The organism is Salinicoccus sp. Marseille-QA3875 (assembly GCF_054950095.1).
This window is the reverse complement of sequence record NZ_CM143103.1, coordinates 2,671,735-2,693,069: the sequence shown is the minus strand read 5'-3', so window position 1 is coordinate 2,693,069 and position 21,335 is coordinate 2,671,735. Positions and strand designations below refer to the sequence as shown.

General features: G+C 40.2%; 22 protein-coding genes and 1 riboswitch. Of the genes, 13 read left to right on the top strand and 9 right to left on the bottom strand.

What is annotated here, in order from left to right; translation table 11 throughout:
* Positions 1-48 precede the first annotated feature (48 nt).
* The gene (locus ACY8DT_RS13735; RefSeq protein WP_462420866.1) at positions 49-345 is read right to left on the bottom strand and encodes a hypothetical protein; all 297 of its coding nucleotides are present in this window, start codon (positions 343-345) and stop codon (positions 49-51) included.
* Positions 346-485: 140 nt separating this feature from the next.
* Here ACY8DT_RS13735 and pepF point away from each other — a divergent pair, with 140 nt between their 5' ends.
* The gene (gene pepF / locus ACY8DT_RS13730; RefSeq protein WP_462420865.1) at positions 486-2,291 is read left to right on the top strand and encodes an oligoendopeptidase F; all 1,806 of its coding nucleotides are present in this window, start codon (positions 486-488) and stop codon (positions 2,289-2,291) included.
* Between the two features lie 253 nt (positions 2,292-2,544).
* The gene (locus ACY8DT_RS13725) at positions 2,545-4,011 is read left to right on the top strand and encodes an MDR family MFS transporter (RefSeq protein ID WP_462420864.1); all 1,467 of its coding nucleotides are present in this window, start codon (positions 2,545-2,547) and stop codon (positions 4,009-4,011) included.
* Between the two features lie 53 nt (positions 4,012-4,064).
* On the opposite strand, the gene ACY8DT_RS13720 is transcribed toward ACY8DT_RS13725, so the two are convergent.
* The 3 genes from ACY8DT_RS13720 to ACY8DT_RS13710 form a co-directional block, all read right to left on the bottom strand.
* Entirely contained in the window at positions 4,065-4,607 is a 543-nt protein-coding gene (locus ACY8DT_RS13720) for a hypothetical protein (RefSeq protein WP_462420863.1), read from the bottom strand.
* A 233-nt stretch (positions 4,608-4,840) separates the two neighbouring features.
* The gene (locus ACY8DT_RS13715; protein WP_462420862.1) at positions 4,841-5,704 is read right to left on the bottom strand and encodes a CvfB family protein; all 864 of its coding nucleotides are present in this window, start codon (positions 5,702-5,704) and stop codon (positions 4,841-4,843) included.
* Positions 5,705-5,725: 21 nt separating this feature from the next.
* On the bottom strand, positions 5,726-6,451 hold the full coding sequence (locus tag ACY8DT_RS13710; protein WP_462420861.1) for an NAD-dependent protein deacylase: 726 nt from the start codon (positions 6,449-6,451) through the stop codon (positions 5,726-5,728).
* An 80-nt stretch (positions 6,452-6,531) separates the two neighbouring features.
* Between ACY8DT_RS13710 and ACY8DT_RS13705 the strand changes: the two genes are divergently transcribed.
* The 8 genes from ACY8DT_RS13705 (at position 6,532) to lysA (ending at position 15,273) form a co-directional block, all read left to right on the top strand.
* Complete coding sequence (locus tag ACY8DT_RS13705) at positions 6,532-8,136, top strand: ABC-F family ATP-binding cassette domain-containing protein (RefSeq protein ID WP_462420860.1); 1,605 nt, start codon at positions 6,532-6,534, stop codon at positions 8,134-8,136.
* Between the two features lie 47 nt (positions 8,137-8,183).
* Positions 8,184-8,363: riboswitch (Lysine riboswitch) on the top strand.
* A 93-nt stretch (positions 8,364-8,456) separates the two neighbouring features.
* Positions 8,457-9,440: an aspartate-semialdehyde dehydrogenase gene (locus tag ACY8DT_RS13700; protein ID WP_462420859.1), complete on the top strand. Its 984-nt coding sequence runs from the start codon at positions 8,457-8,459 to the stop codon at positions 9,438-9,440.
* A gap of 14 nt (positions 9,441-9,454) precedes the next feature.
* Positions 9,455-10,345, top strand: coding sequence for a 4-hydroxy-tetrahydrodipicolinate synthase (gene dapA / locus ACY8DT_RS13695; protein ID WP_462420858.1), 891 nt, complete (start codon positions 9,455-9,457; stop codon positions 10,343-10,345).
* Positions 10,342-11,067, top strand: coding sequence for a 4-hydroxy-tetrahydrodipicolinate reductase (dapB, locus tag ACY8DT_RS13690; RefSeq protein ID WP_462420857.1), 726 nt, complete (start codon positions 10,342-10,344; stop codon positions 11,065-11,067). The genes dapA and dapB overlap by 4 nt, the downstream gene beginning before the upstream one ends.
* 3 nt (positions 11,068-11,070) lie before the next feature.
* On the top strand, positions 11,071-11,787 hold the full coding sequence (dapD, locus tag ACY8DT_RS13685; RefSeq protein WP_462420856.1) for a 2,3,4,5-tetrahydropyridine-2,6-dicarboxylate N-acetyltransferase: 717 nt from the start codon (positions 11,071-11,073) through the stop codon (positions 11,785-11,787).
* A complete protein-coding gene (locus ACY8DT_RS13680; protein WP_462420855.1) occupies positions 11,780-12,922 on the top strand; it encodes a M20 metallopeptidase family protein in 1,143 nt (380 codons plus the stop codon). The genes dapD and ACY8DT_RS13680 overlap by 8 nt, the downstream gene beginning before the upstream one ends.
* 10 nt (positions 12,923-12,932) lie before the next feature.
* Positions 12,933-14,006 carry an alanine racemase gene (locus ACY8DT_RS13675; protein WP_462420854.1) on the top strand — a complete coding sequence of 358 codons (1,074 nt, stop codon included), beginning with the start codon at positions 12,933-12,935 and terminating at the stop codon, positions 14,004-14,006.
* On the top strand, positions 13,996-15,273 hold the full coding sequence (gene lysA / locus ACY8DT_RS13670) for a diaminopimelate decarboxylase (protein WP_462420853.1): 1,278 nt from the start codon (positions 13,996-13,998) through the stop codon (positions 15,271-15,273). The genes ACY8DT_RS13675 and lysA overlap by 11 nt, the downstream gene beginning before the upstream one ends.
* A gap of 81 nt (positions 15,274-15,354) precedes the next feature.
* Here the strand turns inward: lysA and cspA are convergent, their stop codons facing one another.
* Entirely contained in the window at positions 15,355-15,555 is a 201-nt protein-coding gene (cspA, locus tag ACY8DT_RS13665) for a cold shock protein CspA (protein ID WP_017548994.1), read from the bottom strand.
* Positions 15,556-15,702: 147 nt separating this feature from the next.
* Positions 15,703-16,017, bottom strand: coding sequence for a DUF1033 family protein (locus ACY8DT_RS13660; protein WP_462420852.1), 315 nt, complete (start codon positions 16,015-16,017; stop codon positions 15,703-15,705).
* 106 nt (positions 16,018-16,123) lie between these two features.
* Here ACY8DT_RS13660 and ACY8DT_RS13655 point away from each other — a divergent pair, with 106 nt between their 5' ends.
* The 3 genes from ACY8DT_RS13655 (at position 16,124) to ACY8DT_RS13645 (ending at position 18,317) form a co-directional block, all read left to right on the top strand.
* Positions 16,124-16,393 carry an acylphosphatase gene (locus ACY8DT_RS13655; protein WP_462420851.1) on the top strand — a complete coding sequence of 90 codons (270 nt, stop codon included), beginning with the start codon at positions 16,124-16,126 and terminating at the stop codon, positions 16,391-16,393.
* Positions 16,394-16,411: 18 nt separating this feature from the next.
* Positions 16,412-17,137 (top strand): 5-bromo-4-chloroindolyl phosphate hydrolysis family protein, encoded by a 726-nt coding sequence (locus tag ACY8DT_RS13650; protein WP_462420850.1) that lies wholly within the window; start codon positions 16,412-16,414, stop codon positions 17,135-17,137.
* Positions 17,138-17,291: 154 nt separating this feature from the next.
* A complete protein-coding gene (locus ACY8DT_RS13645) occupies positions 17,292-18,317 on the top strand; it encodes a toxic anion resistance protein (RefSeq protein WP_462422286.1) in 1,026 nt (341 codons plus the stop codon).
* A gap of 73 nt (positions 18,318-18,390) precedes the next feature.
* On the opposite strand, the gene ACY8DT_RS13640 is transcribed toward ACY8DT_RS13645, so the two are convergent.
* The 3 genes from ACY8DT_RS13640 to brnQ form a co-directional block, all read right to left on the bottom strand.
* Positions 18,391-18,747 (bottom strand): RDD family protein, encoded by a 357-nt coding sequence (locus ACY8DT_RS13640; RefSeq protein WP_462420849.1) that lies wholly within the window; start codon positions 18,745-18,747, stop codon positions 18,391-18,393.
* Between the two features lie 113 nt (positions 18,748-18,860).
* Entirely contained in the window at positions 18,861-19,760 is a 900-nt protein-coding gene (locus ACY8DT_RS13635) for an AEC family transporter (protein ID WP_462422285.1), read from the bottom strand.
* Between the two features lie 167 nt (positions 19,761-19,927).
* Positions 19,928-21,241, bottom strand: coding sequence for a branched-chain amino acid transport system II carrier protein (gene brnQ, locus ACY8DT_RS13630; RefSeq protein WP_462420848.1), 1,314 nt, complete (start codon positions 21,239-21,241; stop codon positions 19,928-19,930).
* Positions 21,242-21,335: the final 94 nt, after the last annotated feature.

Below are 21,335 nucleotides of genomic sequence, written 5' to 3'. Positions count from 1 at the left end.
ATAATCGGTTGAACTTTGAGTCTCTTCAAATATTTTCCTCTTCCTTATTCATGTCTGTTCTTCTGCCTGTTTTGCTTTCTTCTCTCTCTTTCTTTTACGGACATACAACACTGTCAGTATTGTCACGGTGATTGACAATACTGTTAAGAAAGCAGCATAACCGACTAACGGCTGCCAGCTCAGTTCTTCATAAAAATTCGGAAGAATGAATCCTGCAAGACTCATTAAAATCAATGAAGCTGCAGGCATCAGCCACCAGAATTTCATTTTAAGAAAAGGAATTAAAAAAGAAAGTATTATCACCATAAGAATACTGTTCACGTAAAACCAGATATCTCCTATCATTGCCTCACCCCTTACTTTTTATAATATCCCATTTAATTCTATTAAAACAATTTTCATATAAATGAGTGTGTTTTATCAGAATATTCATGTATAATAATATTATACTTCGGTTTCCGAAATTATAAAGGAGTGTCAAAGTAATGGGAGAACTAAAATCAAGACATGAAGTGGATGAAAATTATACGTGGGATCTAGCACCGCTATTTGAGTCGGATGCGGCATGTGAAAGCGCAATTGAGAAGTTTCAGGAAGAAGTATCTGGATTCGCAGCAGAGTATGAGGGAAAATTAAATGATGTCAATACAACAGTCACTGCGATTGATGGCTTCAGACAATTAGTTGAGAAAATGGTTCCTATCGGTACATATGCGAGCTTGAGGCTATCGGCAGATCAAAGTGATTCAGAGGCTCAAAAATTAAGCAGCAAAGTGAGTAATGCAAGCGCAAAATTCAGTACAGCAACGAGCTTTTTAAGAAGTGACCTGCTCGCACAGGATGAATCATTTTTAAATTCCATCAAAGAAAAAGATTCAGAGTTCGAAAAATTCGTGGATGATCTGCTCCGGAACAAGCCTTACCAGTTGGATGCGAAAGTGGAAAAAGCACTTGCTGCCTATTCCAACGTATTCAATGGGCCTTATGGTTTATACCAGAAGACGAAACTACTGGATATAGACTTTGGCACATTCAAAGCGAATGGTAAAGAGATACCTTTATCCTACCTTGCATATGAAGGTGAACTTGAAAGTCATCAGGACACTGAAGTAAGACGCAATGCCTATAAAAAATTTTACAGTAAACTGAAAGAATATGAGCATACGACTGCCGGCACTTATGATATCCACCTTAAAAAAGAAAAAACGACAGCGGATTTGAGAGGGTTTGATTCAGTAATCGACTATCTTCTGCATCCACAGGAAGTGGACAGTGAATTATACCATCGTCAAATTGATCTGATCATGAATGACCTGGCTCCGCATATGAGAAAGTATGCAAAATTGCTGAAAAAAGTGAATGGTCTGGATGAAATGCGTTACGAAGACCTTAAGATTTCATTGGATCCTTCAAGTGAACCTGAAATAAGCGTTGAAGATTCGAGAAAATATATAATGGATGCTCTCAGTATCATGGGAGAAGATTATACAGAGATGCTCAACCGCTCTTACGATGAAAGATGGATAGATTTCGTTAAAAACAAAGGGAAATCTACAGGTGCATTTTGTGCAAGTCCTTATGGTTCACATCCGTTCATATTAATCTCCTGGACTTCATTGATGACAGAAGTGTTTGTATTGGCCCATGAACTCGGTCATGCCGGTCATTTTTATAATGCAAACCGTGAACAGAATGTATTTGATGCAAGAAGCTCCATGTACTTTGTCGAAGCACCGAGTACAATGAATGAAATGCTGATGGCGAATCATCTTCTCAAAAACTCGGATGATCCTAAATTCAAGCGCTGGGTGATCAGTTCGATCATTTCCAGAACTTATTACCACAACTTTGTCACTCACTTGTTGGAAGCTGCATATCAGCGTGAAGTCTATAAGAAAGTGGACAATCACGAAAGTGTAGGCGCCAATGATTTAAATCAGTTAAAGCGCCGGGTAATTGAAGACTTCTGGGGAGATGATGTGGTCATTTCAGAAAATGCAGAACTGACATGGATGAGGCAGCCTCACTATTACATGGGGTTATATCCTTACACCTACTCGGCGGGACTGACAATTGCGACCCAGATGAGCAGACGTGTGTTGAACGAAGGACAGCCGGCCGTTGATGATTGGCTGAAAGTTTTAAAATCAGGCGGTACAAAATCGCCGGTCGAACTTGCCAAAATGGCCGGGATTGATATCACTACCGACAAGCCTTTAAAAGATACAATCGCATACATTGGTGAATTGGTGGACGAGCTTGAGAAATTGACTGAAGAAATTGAAGGATAGAAAAGGAGCTGTGACATAAGTCTATAAAAAGATAATATACCGGCTGATGGACAAAAAATCCGTACGTTTTACTCCTAGGGGAATAGCATCAGCGCAAGACTACAGGCTTGCGCGATGCCCCAGGAAAGAAAACGTACGGATGTTTTCTTTTGCTTTTTAAAACTTTATTTCTCATTTAATTGCTATAGTGATTAAGATTATGGTATTATCTCTTTTGTGTTTTAAAGCTTACATAATGTAAAGGAGATATAAAATGGACCATACTGCGAACTCTTGGGATCTGCCCAAAAAAGATAAAGCATTAATGATTGCCGCCCTGTTAACAGGTGCTTTCATGGGCATCATTAATGAAACTTTACTTGCAACAGCTCTGCCTTCCATACAGGAAGCATTTGGAATTACACAGGCGGAGGTCCAGTGGATGACCACTGCATTTTTAATGGCAAATGGTATTATGATACCCATTTCGGCATTTTTGATTGACCGATTTTCTACCAGGGGTTTATTTTTAACCGCAATTGGATTATTTGGTTTAGGTACTTTAATTGCATCAATCGCGCAGGTTTACCCGGTGCTTCTGCTCGCCCGTATTGTCCAGGCTTCTGGTTCAGGTATTATGCTGCCTCTTTTAATGACAGTATTACTTGCAGTCATCCCTGTTAATAAACGCGGTACAGCCATGGGCATGATTGGTATAGTCATCGCATTTGGTCCTGCAATCGGGCCGACATTATCAGGTTTTTTATTGGAATACTTCTCATGGCGCTCATTATTCATCACAGTACTGCCGATTGTCGCAGTGACCATGATTATTGCCTACTTATTCCTTCACAATGTGACTGATCTCAGAAAACCGAAAATAGATATACTGTCGATTATTTTATCTTCAGTCGGTTTTGGTTCGTTTCTATATGGTTTCAGCATCGCATCAAATGAAGGATGGACCAGCCCGGTCGTTCTCACTACTCTCGCCCTCGGCGTCATAATTATCGGGTTATTCGTTTGGAGACAGCTTATTCTGGAAACTCCGATGCTCGAGTTCAGAGTCTTTAAGTTTAAAATATTTACACTTGCAATCATCATTTCAATGACTGTAATGGTTTCTTTGATCGGTGCTGAGACACTGCTGCCGTTATTCATGCAGAATGTGCTTGAATTCACACCGCTCGAATCCGGTATGATGTTACTCCCTGGAGCAATTGTCATCGGGATCATGTCACCGATTACCGGCAGGCTATATGACCGGTACGGGGCAAAGTGGCTGGCATTGACAGGTCTTTCAATCGTGACAGTTACGACATTCATGTTTACCAACCTGTCACTGGATACAACGTTCACTTATTTAACAATCATTTATGCCATTCGTATGTTCGGGCTGTCCATGGCGCTTATGCCGGTGATCACTTCAGCACTTAATCAGCTCCCTCCGAAGTGGTATTCACATGCCTCTGCCATGACGAACACCATGCAGCAGATCTCTGCAGCTATCGGTACGGCGATGCTTATTACACTTGTATCAATGGGGGCAGACAGTTTTGTACCAGGTATGGATATGCCTCAGGAACTCGCAGGCCGCGTGGCCCAGGTCGTAGGATTTGAATGGGCCTTTATGGGCAGCACGTTCCTCGCTTTTACAGCATTTATACTGGCATTATTTATGAAAACACCGAAAGAGGAAAAAGAAATCATACGCAAATTGCATTTGAATGAATTTGAATAAGGAAACAAAAAGATACCTGTCTGCACCTTGCGCAGACAGGTATTTAACTTATATCATAATGCTTTGACAAGGCGTTCGACCTTGCTGAGCCGGCGGTCAAATTCTTCTTTTTTATCGTTAAAATACCTTTGTTCTTCAAGAATTTCCAAAGTTGTTTCACCCAGGTCTGTTATACCCTCTGAATTAGCCACCACCTGGCTCTGTACAACAGAAATGTCTGACCTGACTTCCCCTAGCTCATGTTTTAATTCATCGAAACGCTGATCAATCCCCTCGAAATGTTGATCAATCCCCTCGAAATGTTGATCAATCCCCTCGAAATGTTGATCAATCCCCTCGAAACGTAAATCCATGCCATCAAATCTTTTATCCACTGCATCAAATCGCTGATCCATACCATCCAGTCTTTGCTCTATTACATCGAAGCGTAAATCGTTTGCTTTGAATTTTTGGTCAATGGAATCAAATCGTTGATCCATGGCTTCAAATCTGTGATCAATAATCTCGAATTTCCTATCAACTGCTTCGAATTTCATATTCATGTTATCCTGAAAGCCGAGAATTAAATCTTTTAATTTATCAAAATCACTTTCCATCAGTCAGCCTCCTTTCAGTTTTATTTGGTTCTAACAAAGATAAGCCGCACTCCAAGCACCTATTTTTATTGATTAATCAAAACTCACACAATAATATTATAACTCATGATTGTTTATAGTAAAAATTTGACCGGTAGGTAGATAAATATATTAAACTATACCCTTTTATATATAAAAATAAGGTACAACACCAAATGTCATACCTTAATTGATCATTATATTTTAACATACAGTCACTTCAAATATGTTTCGCCGTCACGCTGTTCGACTTTGCGTTCTTTCATCAGTCTGCCTAATGCGCGTTTAAATGAACCTTTTGACATATTGAATGCTTCTTTAATATCTTCAGGATCTGATTTGTCCGTCATAGGCATCATGCCGTCATTTTTAGTGATATAGTCCAGAATCTTCTCTGCATCATCGTCCATTTTCTTATAGGCCTGCTGTAAAAACGAACCATTGATTTCACCTTTGTCATTTACGCCGATTGCCCTGAATTTTACGAGTTCACCGAGTCTTGGTTCTTTTTCTCTTTCAGATTCATGGATGAATACTTTCTGTCCCTCAGGCGTCAATAGAAATGTTCCGACTCTGAGCAGCCGGTATGGTCTTGCTTCAAACCATTTATTCTTGATTGTTTCAAATTCTTCCTGTTTGAAGGGGGTAAAACGTTCTGCGACTTCTTCTTCTGAAATCAACTTTCCAAAGAGCTGATTATCCGACTCTGCTCTCAGCTGGGTATATACTTCATCACCCTCTTTTGGCCATACATCCTTCACTTTGGGCAAATCCACCCAAGGGATAAGGATATCCCTCGGAGAGCCTATATTAATATACGCACCGTCCCTGTTTACTTCCACTACTTCAGCAAAGCCGAATTTATCGACTGCCACCGGCGGTACAATCGGCACCGCGAAAAGTTCGCCACTCCTGTTCGGATAGATGAACGCACTGATTTCATCACCGATTTCATGTTCTTCTTCCGTTGCTGAAGCGTTCATGCGGATGAATGTATTATTATCATATTTCAAATGATAAGTTGAACCTTCTTTTTTAATCACTTCTAAAAATTGCACTGTTCCTGATATGTTATCCATAATATGTCCCCTAAATATTTGTCATATAATTGCGTTAATCACATCTGTCATATCATCATTGATGACCAGATTTGCTTCATCATCCAATGGTGTATCATCCTGATTGATTATGACAAAGTTTTCACCGCTGAAATAAGTAGTTAAATAAGCAGCGGGATTAACGACAAGCGAAGTACCTAAAACGATTAGAGTGTCTGCTGCCTGCAGTTTAGACATCGCACTCAACACAGTCAACTCATTTAATGTTTCACCGTACAGTACAATGTTGGGCCTCACAACCCCGCCGCACTCACAATGTGAAATATCATTTTTCATGATCTCTGTTTTATGGTATGTGTTTTTACATTCTATACAATAAAACTCATTAAGTGAGCCGTGTAACTCATCGACATCTCTGCTGCCTGCATCACGATGGAGTCCATCGATATTTTGTGTGATCACGCCGTTGGATTTTCCGGATTTTTCCAGTTTGGAAATAAACTCATGGACTGTGTTTGGCAGCTTATCTGCAAGTAATAATCTTTTTTTGTAAAAATTGATAAAACTATCAGGATCATCTTCTAAATGATTGATGCTGAGTAAATATTCCGGCGAATGTCCATCAGCGGAAATTTCATCAAACAAACCGCCCATGCTTCTAAAATCGGGTATGCCACTTGCGACAGAAACACCGGCGCCTGTGAAAAAGACAATGTTATCCGAATCTGAAATGATATCGGATAGTTGTTGATATTGCTGTTTCATCACTTTTCTCCTCTTATATGTTATTTTAATAGTATCATATTTGTGGTATTATCGCTTAAGGAATATATTTAAGGAGAATGTGTATGTTACAAGTAAGTGACGTAAGTTTACGCTTTGGTGACCGTAAACTTTTCGAAGATGTGAATATTAAATTCACACCTGGAAACTGTTATGGTTTAATCGGAGCAAATGGTGCCGGGAAATCTACTTTCCTGAAAATTTTATCAGGTGAACTTGACGCTCAGTCAGGTCACATTTCCATGGGTAAGGATGAGCGCCTTGCTGTTTTGAAACAGGACCAGTTCGGTTATGAAGAGCACCGTGTTCTGGATGTAGTATTGATGGGACACCAGGAGCTTTACGATATAATGAATGAAAAAAATGAAATATATATGAAACCTGACTTCTCGGATGAAGACGGCATCAGAGCAGCTGAGCTGGAAGCCGAATATGGAGAGATGGGCGGATGGACTGCTGAAAGTGACGCAGAAAGCCTTCTGCACGGTCTGGGTATCGACAATTCTTTAGTTGATAAGAACATGTCGGAACTTGAAAACAGTCAAAAAGTTAAAGTGCTGCTTGCCCAGAGCCTGTTCGGGAATCCTGACATATTACTGCTGGATGAGCCGACAAACGGTCTTGATATTGAAGCAATCCAATGGCTGGAAGATTTCCTGATCAATTTTGAGAACACAGTTATCGTCGTTTCCCACGACCGTCATTTTCTGAATAACATATGCACTCATATTGCTGACCTGGATTTTGGAAAGATACAGTTATATGTAGGGAATTATGATTTCTGGTATCAGTCCAGCCAGCTTGCACTGCAGATGGCACAGGATCAGAATAAGAAAAAAGAAGAGAAGATCAAAGAACTTAAGGATTTCGTTGCACGCTTCAGTGCGAACGCATCAAAGTCCAAACAGGCGACGAGCCGTAAAAAAACACTCGAAAAGATCGAACTGGATGATATCAAACCTTCATCCAGAAAGTATCCTTTCGTCAACTTCACTCCTGAGCGTGAAATCGGCAATGATTTATTGTATGTCAACGGTCTGACCCACTCGATCGATGGCAAAAAAGTACTTGATAATGTCAGTTTCACTTTAAATCCTTATGATAAAGCTGTGCTCATGGGACATACTGAAGTTGCCCGCACTACCCTCCTTAGAATCCTTGCAGGTGAAATTACACCTGACGAAGGTGAAGTGAGATTCGGCGTAACAACTACCCAAAGCTACATGCCTAAAGATAACTCAGAGTATTTTGAAGGTGTAAATATCGACCTGGTCGAATGGCTGCGCCAATATGCACCTGAAGATGAACAGACTGAGACATTCATCCGGGGGTTCCTGGGGAGAATGCTCTTCAGCGGTGAAGAAGCGAAGAAAAAAGCAAGCGTATTATCAGGTGGAGAGAAAATGCGTGCAATGCTGAGCAAGATGATGTTATCAAAAGCGAACGTCATTCTGCTTGATGAGCCGACAAACCACCTTGATCTGGAAAGTATTACAGCGGTGAACGAGGGGCTCAAGAAATTCAAAGGCTCGATCATATTCACTTCCCACGACTTCGAATTCATCAATACGATCGCGAACACAGTGATAGAACTTAAGCCGGAAGGTGCTATCGTCAAAGAGTCCACTTATGAGGAATATCTGAAGGATAAAGGTGTTTTGAAAGTTTAAGGTTTACTTTCTGAATATTTGTGCGTATAATCATATTTAATAATTAAATAGCGAGATGAGGCGCATCGATCATCAGTAACTTATTAGCATTAATTCTCGGGGATTATAATAAGTGAAAGGGTAAGATGCCGAAATGGTATATTTTTCGAGAAGTATATTGTTGGGTCACTAGGTTAAGAGCTAATGACTTGTCATTATTGTAATGATAATGGAGTGCATCACTTGTATATAAACTATAAAAACAAGTCCGGCATTCCGGACTTGTTTTTTTATTATCTGACAATATCTCGTTCTTTAATAACATTTTAGGAGGAATTTTAATGGTAAAAGTTGCAGTTGTTGGTGCTACCGGCGTTGTAGGTAGCAAATTAATTGAAATGTTGGAGCATTATGAAATTAAATATGATGACTTGGTATTATTCGCTTCTAAAAGATCCAGCGGCAAGGAACTTTCAGTCGGTGGACAAAAATATGTTATTCAAGAACTTACTGAAGAAAGAGCGAAAGAGAACTTTGATTACGTCGTCATGAGTGCCGGCGGTTCAACGAGTGAAAAATTCGCCCCGCTATTTGAAGAAAGCGGTGCAATCGTCATAGACAACTCCAGTCACTGGAGAATGAAAGAAGATGTGGACTTGATCGTTCCCGAAATCAATAAACCGAAATTCAAAAGAAATATCATAGCGAACCCGAACTGTTCAACGATTCAATCGGTTGTTGCCCTGCAGCCGCTGCAGGATGAATTTGGAGTCAAGAGAGTCCATTATGCAACTTACCAGAGCGTTTCAGGTTCAGGTGAAGGCGGCATACGTGACTTGGAAGAAGGTGCCAATGGTGCTGAACCGACGACATACCCTCACCCGATCTTCAACAACGTACTTCCTCATATCGATGATTTCCTTGAGGACGGATATACAAAAGAAGAAAAGAAAATGATAGATGAAACGAAGAAAATACTGGAAGATGATTCAATCGAAGTCACAGCAACTTGTGTCAGAGTGCCAATCATCACGAGTCATGCAGTCCAGATGAATGTCACGCTGGATAAAGATGCAACAGTGGACGAAGTGAAAGAAGCATTCGATGGTTTTCCTCACATCGTACTTATGGATAATCCAAAAAAGAACGAATATCCGACACCGCTTGATGCTGCAAACCGTTCAGAGATCTTTGTCGGCAGAATTCGCAGAGATCCTACCTTACCGAACACATTCCATGTCTGGTGCGTAGGAGATAACTTATTAAAAGGTGCGGCACAGAACACTGTTCAGATTCTGAAGTCATTAATGGACAATAATAATTAATAGGAGTGTTGTATATGAACCCGATTTTTGAAGGTATTGGTGTTGCAATGACCACCCCGTTCAATAATAACGAAGTTGACTATGACGCATTTAAAAGACATATTGAATATTTGATAGAAAACGATGCACAGGCATTGATCATCAACGGTACGACAGGTGAATCCCCCACCCTTACAAGTAAAGAGATCAGACGGTTGATTGAAGTGGGAATCGAAACAGCCGCCGGCCGTGTACCGGTCATCGCCGGCACAGGTACGAATTCGACCATGAATTCTATTGAACTGTCCAAGTTTGCAATGGAGGCCGGTGCGGACGGTGTAATGCTGATTACACCGTACTATAATAAATCAAATCAGAAAGGTCTTGTGGCACACTTCAGTGCGATTGCAGATGCAATTGATATACCTGTAATCCTCTACAATGTACCTGGCAGAACCGGCATGACCATCGAACCTGAGACTGTGCTTGAATTGAGCAGCCATCCTAATATAGTCGCTTTGAAAGATGCAGTCGGAGATTTGAACTATACAATCAAAGTATTAAATCTGATCGACCAGGATGAGTTTGTACTGTACAGCGGAAATGATGATAATCTTACTGATTTCATCCAGCTCGGCGGCAAAGGTCTGATCAGCGTTGTGGGTAATGTCATCCCCGGAGAACTTCAAAATGTATACGAGAGAATTGTTTCCGGAGACTATACTGCAAAGCACACATTTACAAGCCTCATGCCAGTAATAGATGCCGTGCAGGTCGACGTCAACCCTATCCCAATCAAAGTGCTGACAAGCGAATTCGGTTTCGGCAACTATGAACTGAGACTGCCACTTCTTCCTGTGGAATCACAGATCCGCCAGGAAATTGTGAGAGCATATGAAAATTTCAAAGAGGGATCAAAAGTATGAGAGTACTCCTCATCGGTTACGGAGCAATGAATAAAATAACTGAACGTCTGCTGACAGAAGCGGGACACGAAGTTATCGGCGTCATTGCACGGACAAATACTTCAGACTACCCGGAATATGAAAATATCGATGATGCCGGTGCAGATGTAGCGATAGATTTTTCCAATCCGGAGCTGCTGCTGCCATTGATTGAAAAAGATTTTAAAACACCGATTGTTGTTGCTACGACGGGTGAAAAAGAAACAATTGTCGACATATTAAAATCAAAAAGTCAAAACGCTCCGGTTTTTTTCAGTGCAAATATGAGCTACGGTGTACATGTACTGGACAACCTGCTGCAAAGCGCACTGGAACAGCTGGACGATTACGACCTTGAACTCATCGAAGCACATCACAATAAAAAAGTTGACGCTCCAAGCGGTACACTGGTCAAACTTCTCGATACGGCACTTGAACATCGCAACGGCAGTCATGCTGTCTATGACCGTTCTGATGTATATCAGCAGAGAAATGAAAAGGAAATTGGTGTATCTGCGATCAGAGGCGGGACCATTGTCGGTGAACATACAGCTCTCTTTGCAGGACTTGATGAAGTGATAGAAATCAGACATCGCGCCCAGTCCAAAGAGATTTTTGCAAATGGCGCGATAAAAGCGGCAGAAGTATTACAGAAAAAAGATAATGGCTTTTATGATTATAATAATTTATTTAAAGGAGAATAATTGATGGAAAAGTTTACAGCAGAGGACATCATTCAATATATATCGGACGCTAAGAAGGAAACACCAGTAAAAGTATATGCAAATGGAAGTTTTGGGGATGTAACGTTTCCTGAAAGCTTCAAAGTTTTTGGATGCAAGAGCTCAAAGACCATCTTTGCAGATTATGATGAATTCAAAGAATTCCATAATGAAAATAAAAATATTTTTACAGAGGTAGAAATTGAACACGATCGCAGAAATTCAGCTATTCCATTAAAAGATCTGACAAACACAAAAGCACGAATCGAGCCTGGTGCATTCATCCGTGAGCATGCAGTAATAGAAGACGGTGCAGTCATCATGATGGGTGCAACAATCAATATCGGTGCAATCGTCGGAGAAGGTACGATGATTGATATGAATGCCTCACTCGGCGGCCGTGCGACAACAGGTAAAAATGTTCACGTCGGTGCCGGTGCAGTGCTGGCAGGTGTCATTGAACCGCCAAGTGCATCTCCGGTTGTCATTGAAGATGATGTATTGATCGGTGCAAATGCAGTAATACTTGAAGGCGTCACTGTTGGTAAAGGCGCAATTGTAGCGGCAGGTGCCATTGTCACTGATGATGTTCCTGAAGGTGCAGTGGTAGCAGGTACACCGGCAAAAGTCATCAAGCAGGCCAGCGAAGTTGAAGGGTCGAAAAAAGAAATCGTCTCAGCTTTAAGGAAATTAAATGACTGAGATTGAGTTTGTAACAAAACATCGAAGACATCTGCATGAAAATCCGGAACTCAGTATGAATGAGTTCGAAACAACATCATATATAATAGAGATCATAGAATCTCTGGGGATTGATTATACGCAACCACTTTCTACAGGAGTGGTTGCGTATTTAAAAGGGAACAGTGATACGACCCTTGGATTTCGTGCTGATATTGACGCACTGCCTATACACGAAGAGAATGATATATCCTACAGAAGTAAAACTGATGGCGTAATGCATGCCTGCGGACATGACGGCCATACGGCCGCCCTGCTTTTATTCCTCAAAAGGTGTAAAAGTCTGCATGATAATGGTTCACTGCCGCATGATTGCTATTTCATATTCCAGCCGAGCGAAGAGACGATGGCGGGAGCCAAGCAGCTGATAGATAATTGGAAGGACAGGAAAGCGATTGATGCGATTTTCGGCATTCACATCATGCCGGACGAAAGTACAGGTCTTGCCCTGTTCAGAGATAATGAATTAACTGCAAGTGCAACCGAATATAGATTTTATATCAACGGTCTGTCTGCACATGTAGCAAATAAGCATAACGGTAAATCCGCTGCCCAGGCCTTGATGTTCATCACAGGGGAAATCACTCAGATTCAGCAGTTCCATCTGGATGGACTGAACCGCAACATCATTCACATCGGACAGATGAACGCAGGTGAAGCCATTAACACCGTACCGTCAAATGGCTATCTTGAAGGTACGATCAGAACATATGAGGAAAATGATCTGAGCATCATTAAAAATCATATGGAAAAAATAAAGACGAGCGCGATGAATTTATATGACTGCGAAATAGAGCTGACTTTCAATGAAGGTTATCCACCTGTTAAAAACACGCCTGCTTTACAGGATATCGTGTACGAGAGTGTTCAGGAGACAGGCCTGGAAGCCGTCATAAAAGATAAGCCTTACCTTTTCGGCGAAGATTTCAGTTTTTATGATGAGATTGCAAAAACATATTTTATATTTATCGGTGCAGAAGATGAGGCGCTGGGTTATACAAGCAGTCTGCATACTTCTACATTTAACTTTGATGAATCAGTGCTTATTAAAGTCGCTGATTATTATGAGAGTATATTAAAGAATTACACTAACTGAGGTTGATAATATGAGCGGGATATTGACGATAAACAGAGAAAAACTTGTCAAACAGGCAAAACAGATGCAAAGCGGCACACCAACGATTGCTGTCGTGAAAAACAATGCCTATAACTTCGGATTGGAACTTGCAGTCCGCGCATTTTTAGAAGCGGGTATCAGCGCTTTTGCAACAACCTCTTTGAAAGAAGCGGAAGCGATAAGAAAAATCACTGAAGATTCAATGGTGTTTCTATTGAATCCCACTTATGAATTCGAACTCGTAAAATCATTGAACTTAAGCATGACCCTCCCCTCCCTCGAGTACTATCAAAACTATTACGGGAATTTAAACGGGATTAATGTTCATATAGAATATGCAGGGTTATTTAACCGGTCAGGGTTCGAATCCTTCAGTGAAGTGCAGGAAGTGCTCAATCATCAAGAGACTCTTGATGAGCATGAACGTTTCAATATTCAGGGCGTCTGGTGCCATTTCGGCTATGCTGATGAATTTGACGGCACTTATGAGACTGAACGGAAACATTGGCTGAAGTTTATCAGTCATTTCAAAGAGCAGGACATAGAGACAAGTTATATCCATTCTCAAAATACAGCGAGTTTCTCAAGGGATGGACTGCTTGAGGGCCATACACATACGAGACTCGGTATAGGGTTATATGGTTCAAAGCCCTATTCAGGTTTAAATGATGATTTATTCATTCAGCCGTTTGAACTGTATTCCACTGTTGTACAGATCAGGGATATGGATAAGGATATGCCCATGGGCTACGGCGGCTCCTTTGTCGCTGACAGGAACACCAAGGTGGCTGTAGTGGATATCGGTTACGGTGACGGGATACTCAGAAAACGTGCGTCATATGACTGTCTGATCAATGGGAAAAGATACCCGATCGTCAGTTTAATGATGAGCCATATGATTGTAGAAGTTGACGAAGAGGTTTCCATAAATGATAAAGTATATATATATCATCCTGAAATGAGGCTGGATGAGTACACGATTAAAGGTGTCGGCGCAAACTCCGAACAGCTTGCTACATTAAACTACAATACTTTAACGAAGGAGATTATACATGACTCTTGAATATCATAATAACAAACTTCAGTTCAGCGGACAGGACGTCACTAATCTGGCTGACCAGTTTGGTACACCGCTCATCATTTATGATGAAGTCCATATGCGCGATATGATGAGGCGGTTTCATGCAGTACTTTCATCTCATCTGGACAATTATTCTGTATCATACGCATCAAAAGCATTTACAGCTCTGCAGATGATCAATTTATTAAAAGAAGAAGATATGGAAATTGATGTGGTCTCCGCGGGTGAATTATATACAGCTGTAAAAGGTGGGTTCTCTCCGTCATTGATTAAGTTTCACGGCAACAATAAAACTGTGGAAGAATTGGAATTTGCACTTGATCAGGGGGTCGGATTATTCATCATCGACTCTCTTGACGAAGTGAAATTGATCAATGATCTCGCAAAAACACCTGTCGACGTATTAATCAGAGTGAACCCAGGTGTGGATGTGGATACACATGAGTTTATCTCCACAGGTCAGACAGACAGTAAATTTGGTATGTCAATCGCCGATGGTACTGCGCTGAAAGCAGTAATGGATATAGGCAAAGCGGATAATTTGAACTTTAAAGGGATACATTATCACCTTGGCAGCCAGTTATCCGGACCTGCTCCGTTCGTCAATGCACTGACGGCCGTCTATGATTGGCTGAATGATCATGAAGTCGAAATAGAGATATTAAATATGGGCGGAGGATTTGGTGTAAAATATACAGAAGAAGATATCAGATTTCCAATCGAAGAAGGATTTGAGGAAATTCTTACACAGCTGAAAAAAGTCTGCAGCCAGTATGATCAGGCGCTCCCCCATGTCATGATTGAACCCGGACGTTCGATTGCTGCTGAAGCGGCAATTACAGTTTATAAAGTCGGCACGGTCAAAAAAATACCGGGTGTCAGCAAGTATGTGTCAATTAACGGCGGCATGAGCGATCATATACGTACGCCGCTGTACGGGGCGGAATACGATATTATACCCGTTAAACAGCAAACTGATGACATTGAGGACGTATCTACGCATGTAGTCGGTAAACTTTGCGAGTCAGGTGACATTATAGGCAAAAATAAACCTCTGCCTTCAAATATTGGACGAGGTGACTATGTAGCTGTCAAGACAACGGGTGCCTACCACTACTCCATGGCGTCGAATTACAATCAGATGCAAAAACCTGCAGTCATCTTCATCTCCCCTCATGGTGTAAAACAAGTGGTCAAAAGACAGACTCTGGATCAGCTGATACAGAACGATATACTCATAGAAGAATAGAAGGACAAAAATAACCCCATTACTATAAAAGTAATGGGGTTTAATTGACAATCTATGACAATCGTTAATTAAATTTTCAAATTATAGTTTAACAACGTTTGCAGCCTGTGGACCGCGGTCGCCTTCAACTACTTCAAATTCTACTGATTGACCTTCTTCAAGAGATTTGTAACCTTCTTGATTGATTGCTGAGAAGTGAACGAATACATCGTTTTCTCCTTCGATCTCGATAAAACCAAAACCTTTTTCTGCATTAAACCATTTTACTGTACCTTGTTTCATTAATTGTTCCTCCAAAAAGACTATATTACAATAGTGCATAAAATCATAATTCTGAAAAAATAGATAGTCTAGTCTTTCTTTAATATGTTCTATCATCTATTGATAACTAAAGTATACTAGACAATGTACACTTTTGCAAACCTAATTTCATAAAATATTCATAATCTTCGGCACTTCCATAAAAACGTTATTTTTCATGCATAATGGCGTATAAAATATTTGAAGATCTTCTTCACAGTCTTCACAATATTCGAGTTCACATGTATTGTAAAACGCAATCAGATGATACTTTCCCTTTTGATAAGTATGGTAATCTTCAACCATCTGTCCGACTAATTTTTCGTAGTAATCCATCATGCTTATTTCAGAATTAAAGTCTTTGATGTTGATTAAGTCGTCCTGCCATCCTTCAAATAGCCACCAACCTTCGTAATCAGCTTTTAAAACGGCCACTTGATACATTTTTAAAACCCCTATCTATTATAATAAGATAATAGTCATATTATATACGCGAATAATTAGCAATATCAAGGAGAAGGTTTTATAATTATATATAAGAGGTGGGAATATGGAAGCAAAACTAATTACTTTAACTGGAAGAGTGCAAGGTGTAGGATTTAGATACCACAGTAAAATAATCGCTGATAAACACGGTATTACAGGATATGCAAAGAATTTAACAGAAGATGTTGAAATCATGGCCCAGGGCAAAAAAGAAGCTGTTGAAGCCTTTATAAAGCAAGTGGCCGATGGTGCCTCCCCCAGTTCCCATGTTGAAGACTACACTGTAAAATCTGTTGAAACAGATGCCAAATACAAAAAATTTAAAACATTATAATGATTGCAGGTGTTACAAATGAAATTTAAAATTTCACATTGGACTGCATCGATTGTGGCTGTACCAGTTTCAATTGTTACTGGTTTAATTTCTATGCTCGCTTTGGATATCCACCTTTTCTATGATATGTTGGTTGGTGCCGGTGGATTTTTTGCAGCTTATCTGCCTACTCAATCTTTAAGCCTGAATAGACAATTAAAAGAATACGGTTTGACTAAAAGCGAATACAAGTATATTCAAAATCAGATAAAAGAGGCTAAAGAAAAGCTGAATCGCCTCAGACAGAGCTACTATAATATTCGTACGTTAAAAGATGCGAAGTTGATATTTGATATTAACCGTATTGTAAAATCGATAATCAATACAGTCGAAGATGATCCAAAAATATTCTACAATGTGCAGCAATTTTTCCATTCCAACCTGGATTCAGCTGTTAACACGATTGAGCAATATCTATTCTTATATAAGATGCCTGGAAAATCCAAAGATGAAAAAATCAAACTGCATGAAACCCGTCTTTCTTTATTAGAGCTTAAAAGAACGCTGCAGGCAAATCTATCCCACATGAACCGTTCTACTTATCAATCGCTCGAAGTAGAAAAAGAAATTATAAGTATGAATAAGCGTAGAACTGACAAAAAGATGCAGCTCGATAACAAGTTGCATCGGCAAAAAGTGAAAATGCCAAAAAAAGAACAGGAAAAAGTAAAAGTCCCTAGGAGTGAAAATAATGAATCAAGATAATAAAAAAGATTTAAAGGACGAGCTTTTGAGCGATCCTTTCGCAACAACCCAGTCTTCTGATGTGCCTTCTCTTCAGCCTGAAAGTTCAGAGCCGGTACAGGATGGTTCAAAAAGTGTTTTGACCACATTCAAAGAGCGATTCAGCGAAGATGATATGAAACGTATTCAGGATATAAAATCCAAGATTCAACCATTGGACAACGATGCGCTCATTACTTACGGGTCAAACGCCCAAGAGGCTCTGTCCAAGTTTTCGCATCAAATGTTGAACGAGGTCCAGTCAAAAGATGTCGGCCCCATCGGTGATACATTGGAAAGTTTAATGAAAAAGCTGAAGGAGATTGATCCCGATGAATTGACCAACGATAAGAAAAATATCGTCAGCCGTCTATTCGGACGCATGAAGAAATCGGTCAATGAATTAATTTCAAAACATCAAAGTGTGGCATCACAGGTGGACCGTATCAGCATCCAGCTCGAACATGCAAAAGAAATTCTTGTCAAAGATGTTCATTTACTTGATAATCTCTATGACCAGAACAAAGATTATTTTGATGCAATCAATATTTATATCGCCGCTGCAGAACTGAAAAAGGAAGAAATCGAGACAGAAGTGCTGCCGGCATTAAGAGAAAAGGCAGATCAATCCGGCAACCAGATGGAAGTGCAGGATGTCAATGATATGATGCAGTACGTCAACCGTCTGGAAAAGAGACTCCATGATCTGAAGTTATCCAGACAGATCACACTACAATCAGCGCCGCAGATCCGTATGATACAAAACATCAACCAGACTCTTGCTGAAAAAATTCAAAGTTCCATACTGACAAGTATACCGCTTTGGAAAAATCAGATGGCCATTGCACTGACGCTTCTGCGCCAGGAATCAGCATCAAAAGCCCAGCAGGCAGTGACAAATACGACAAATGAGTTGCTGACGAAGAATTCTGAAATGCTTAAACAAAACTCGTTAAGAACAGCCCGCGAAAATGAAAGAGGCATCGTAGACATCGAAACGCTGAAAGTAACACAGGACAATCTGGTAACTACAATTGAAGAAACGCTGCAGATTCAGGCAGAAGGCTCTCAGAAACGTAAAGAAGCCGAAACAGAGCTTGTACAGATGGAAGAAGATTTGAAGACGAGACTGCTGCAGCTTAAAGAAGACCATAGATACTGATAATATTCATATTTAAATGAAAATCCGGAGCACCCTGCTATTTGGGATGCTCCGGATTTAAATTTCTATCCAGTTATTTTCTGTATACAACTTTAGTTTTGGCAAATATATCGTGTATGGCTTTTTTATCTTCTCTGACACCAATCATAATTGCAGATACGATTGCTAAAAGCCCCAAAGTGATTGCATAAAGTAACGGTGTCAGGAAATCTCTGATAATCATTTGAATCAAGCCCACTTCTGAATGATCATCTTTGATTATTCTGATACCTAAAGCACGTTTGCCAAGTGTGTATCCTGTCCATATTACAGGCAGCAGCACATAATACAGAAGTGTAAACACTCCCTCGAATGACTGCACCGCCCTGCTCTGTGTATCTAATGAGAAAATGGCGATGAATAAAAATATTATAACACCAATGACAATCACATCGATGACTCTCGCACCCAGACGTATCCAAAAACCTGCTGAATTTTCGATATGAATAATGCCTCCTTCTGTAATGATTTGTTATATATCATCCTACAGTAAAGCCATATATGTTAAAAGAGCTGCATTGCAAGGTAAATGACAAATGTGACTGTAATACTGCTGAGCAGCGTACTGTAGAGTACAACCTGAGCATGGAGTTCCGGCTCAACATCATATTCAAGCGCAAGCGTTGCCGTGTTCCTTGATGTTGGAAATGCACTCGCAATGAGTAATGATTGGGCAATCACACCGTCAATGCCAAGGGTGAATATTAAAATAAGTGCGACGACCGGCCCCATTATGAGTCTGCCGGCCAAACTCCATGGGATAACCTTGTGAAAAGATTTGATCTTAATACTTTCAAGCTGCGCACCAAGCAGAATCAGTGCCAGTGCTGCAAATCCGCCGGCCAGCTGTTCTATCGGTACAAGAAGGAATGTCGGTATCGGAGCCTCGAAAATTTTAAAGAGAAGCGCAATGAACAAAGCATGAATGATCGGTAATTTGAGTAAATCTTTTAAAAGTTCAAAAATGGTTTTAGAAGTCGAAATCAAGTTATACAAACCATAAGTGAACGTTAATAAGTTCTGTACTACGAGTACAATGATCTGCACTGATACACCCAGCGGATTCGAACTGAATACCAGTTGGCTGACCGGCAGACCGTAATTTCCTGAATTCATCAGTGATATGCTGTTTTTAAGGGCAGTTGCCTCCGCCTTTTCCAGATTCAAAAGACGGGTGAGAATATTGCTCAGTATGATTAAAATAGATATGAATAAAGTCAAATATAAAAACAGTTGAATCACAAGGGAAAGGTTGATTTCAGCATGGTAGATGTTAATGAAAACTGCTGCGGGCATAAAACAGTACGTGACCAGGTTAGCTATCGGTCTCAGCCGGAATTGGAACTTCTTCTGCAATAAAAGCCCAATTCCCAGAAGGATTAAAATAGGGACGATAACGTCCATAAAAACAGGAATGATATAGTTCAATTCCTATCATCTCTTTTCTATATCATAAGTTATCCTTATTATATCATTTTTTATCGATAAGAAATAGTGAACGTCATATATGAAAAACTTATTATAAATGATAAAAAAAGAGAAGAGCAGCGCTCTTCTCTGATTATTGTATTTTAAGTGTAGGATACTTTTTCTTTTTTCATTCCAATCAGGTAGCCGATAATATAACCGATAATCAATAATGGAATCCATTCAAATGATGAATCAAATAAAGGCATAGCTTCCAAGAATGAGAAATTTGCCCATTCATTTCTATGAACCACTGCAAAAATACTTGTAATAATAATCAGTACGATTGGTATTTGCAGAGCCATTCTAGGTGATGGTACAAAGTAACTGAAGATTAACAAGAGTACAGATGCCATCGCTATAGGATAAATGATGGACAGAACAGGTACACTTGTTGTAATTACCTGATCGAGACCCTGGTTAGCCAAGCCAAATGAAATCAATGTAAAGATGACTACAAAAGCTCTGTAAGGTATTTTAGGAACAATACTGTTGAAATACTCACTCACTGCAACTATAAGTCCTGCACCTGTAGTTATACATGCGAGCAGTACAATTATACCCAGAAGAATAGCTCCGAATCCACCATATGCATCAGAAGAAATGAAAGTGAGCAGGAATGTACCCAGGTTTTGTTCATCCGGCACTGCTCCTGCCAAATCTACTCTATTACCCAGCCAGCCCAATGAAACGTAGACCAAACCAAGTAACAACGCTGCAAGTGATGCAGATTTGATTGTACCAAACAACAATGATTTTCTATCTTTGACGCCTGTAGCACGGATAGCATTCAGAACGATTACTGAGAAAGCAATGGCGGCAATGGCATCCATTGTCAAGTAACCTTCCTGGAAGCCTGCGACGAATGGCGCATTTGCGTTAAAGCTTTCTCCTGCCGGATTGACAGGGTTTGATATGTACATTGCAATGGCAGTACCAACAAGCAGTAATATTGAAATCAACAATAGAGGTGTTAGAACTTTACCTATACTGTCAGCCAAAGTACCCGGACTCCAGCTTAATGCAAATACTATTAAAAAAAACACCAGAGAAAATACTAATAATGCAATCGCACCTGGCGAATCGAGAAATGGGATAAGTGCCATTTCATAAGCCGTTGTTGCTGTTCTGGGAATCGCAAAGAACGGTCCGATCGTTAAATAGATGACTACCAGTAACCCGATAGCAAAAGCTGGATGAATCGCTTTTAAAGATTCTTTATAACCTTCTTTGGAAATCGACCCTACGATAACACCCAATAGTGGCAGCCCCACTCCGGTAATGACAAAACCAAGAATTGCCAGCCAAAAATGCTCGCCACTTACAAATCCGAGGCCAGGCGGAAATATCAAGTTACCTGCACCAAAGAACATTGCAAACAGCATAAAACCTACTACAAAAACATTCTTATTACTCATCTGCGAACCTCCGTGTAAACATAAATTATAGAACCAGTTTACACGATAAACGAACTAATGTCCATAAGATTTAAAACTTTCAGATTTTTGACAG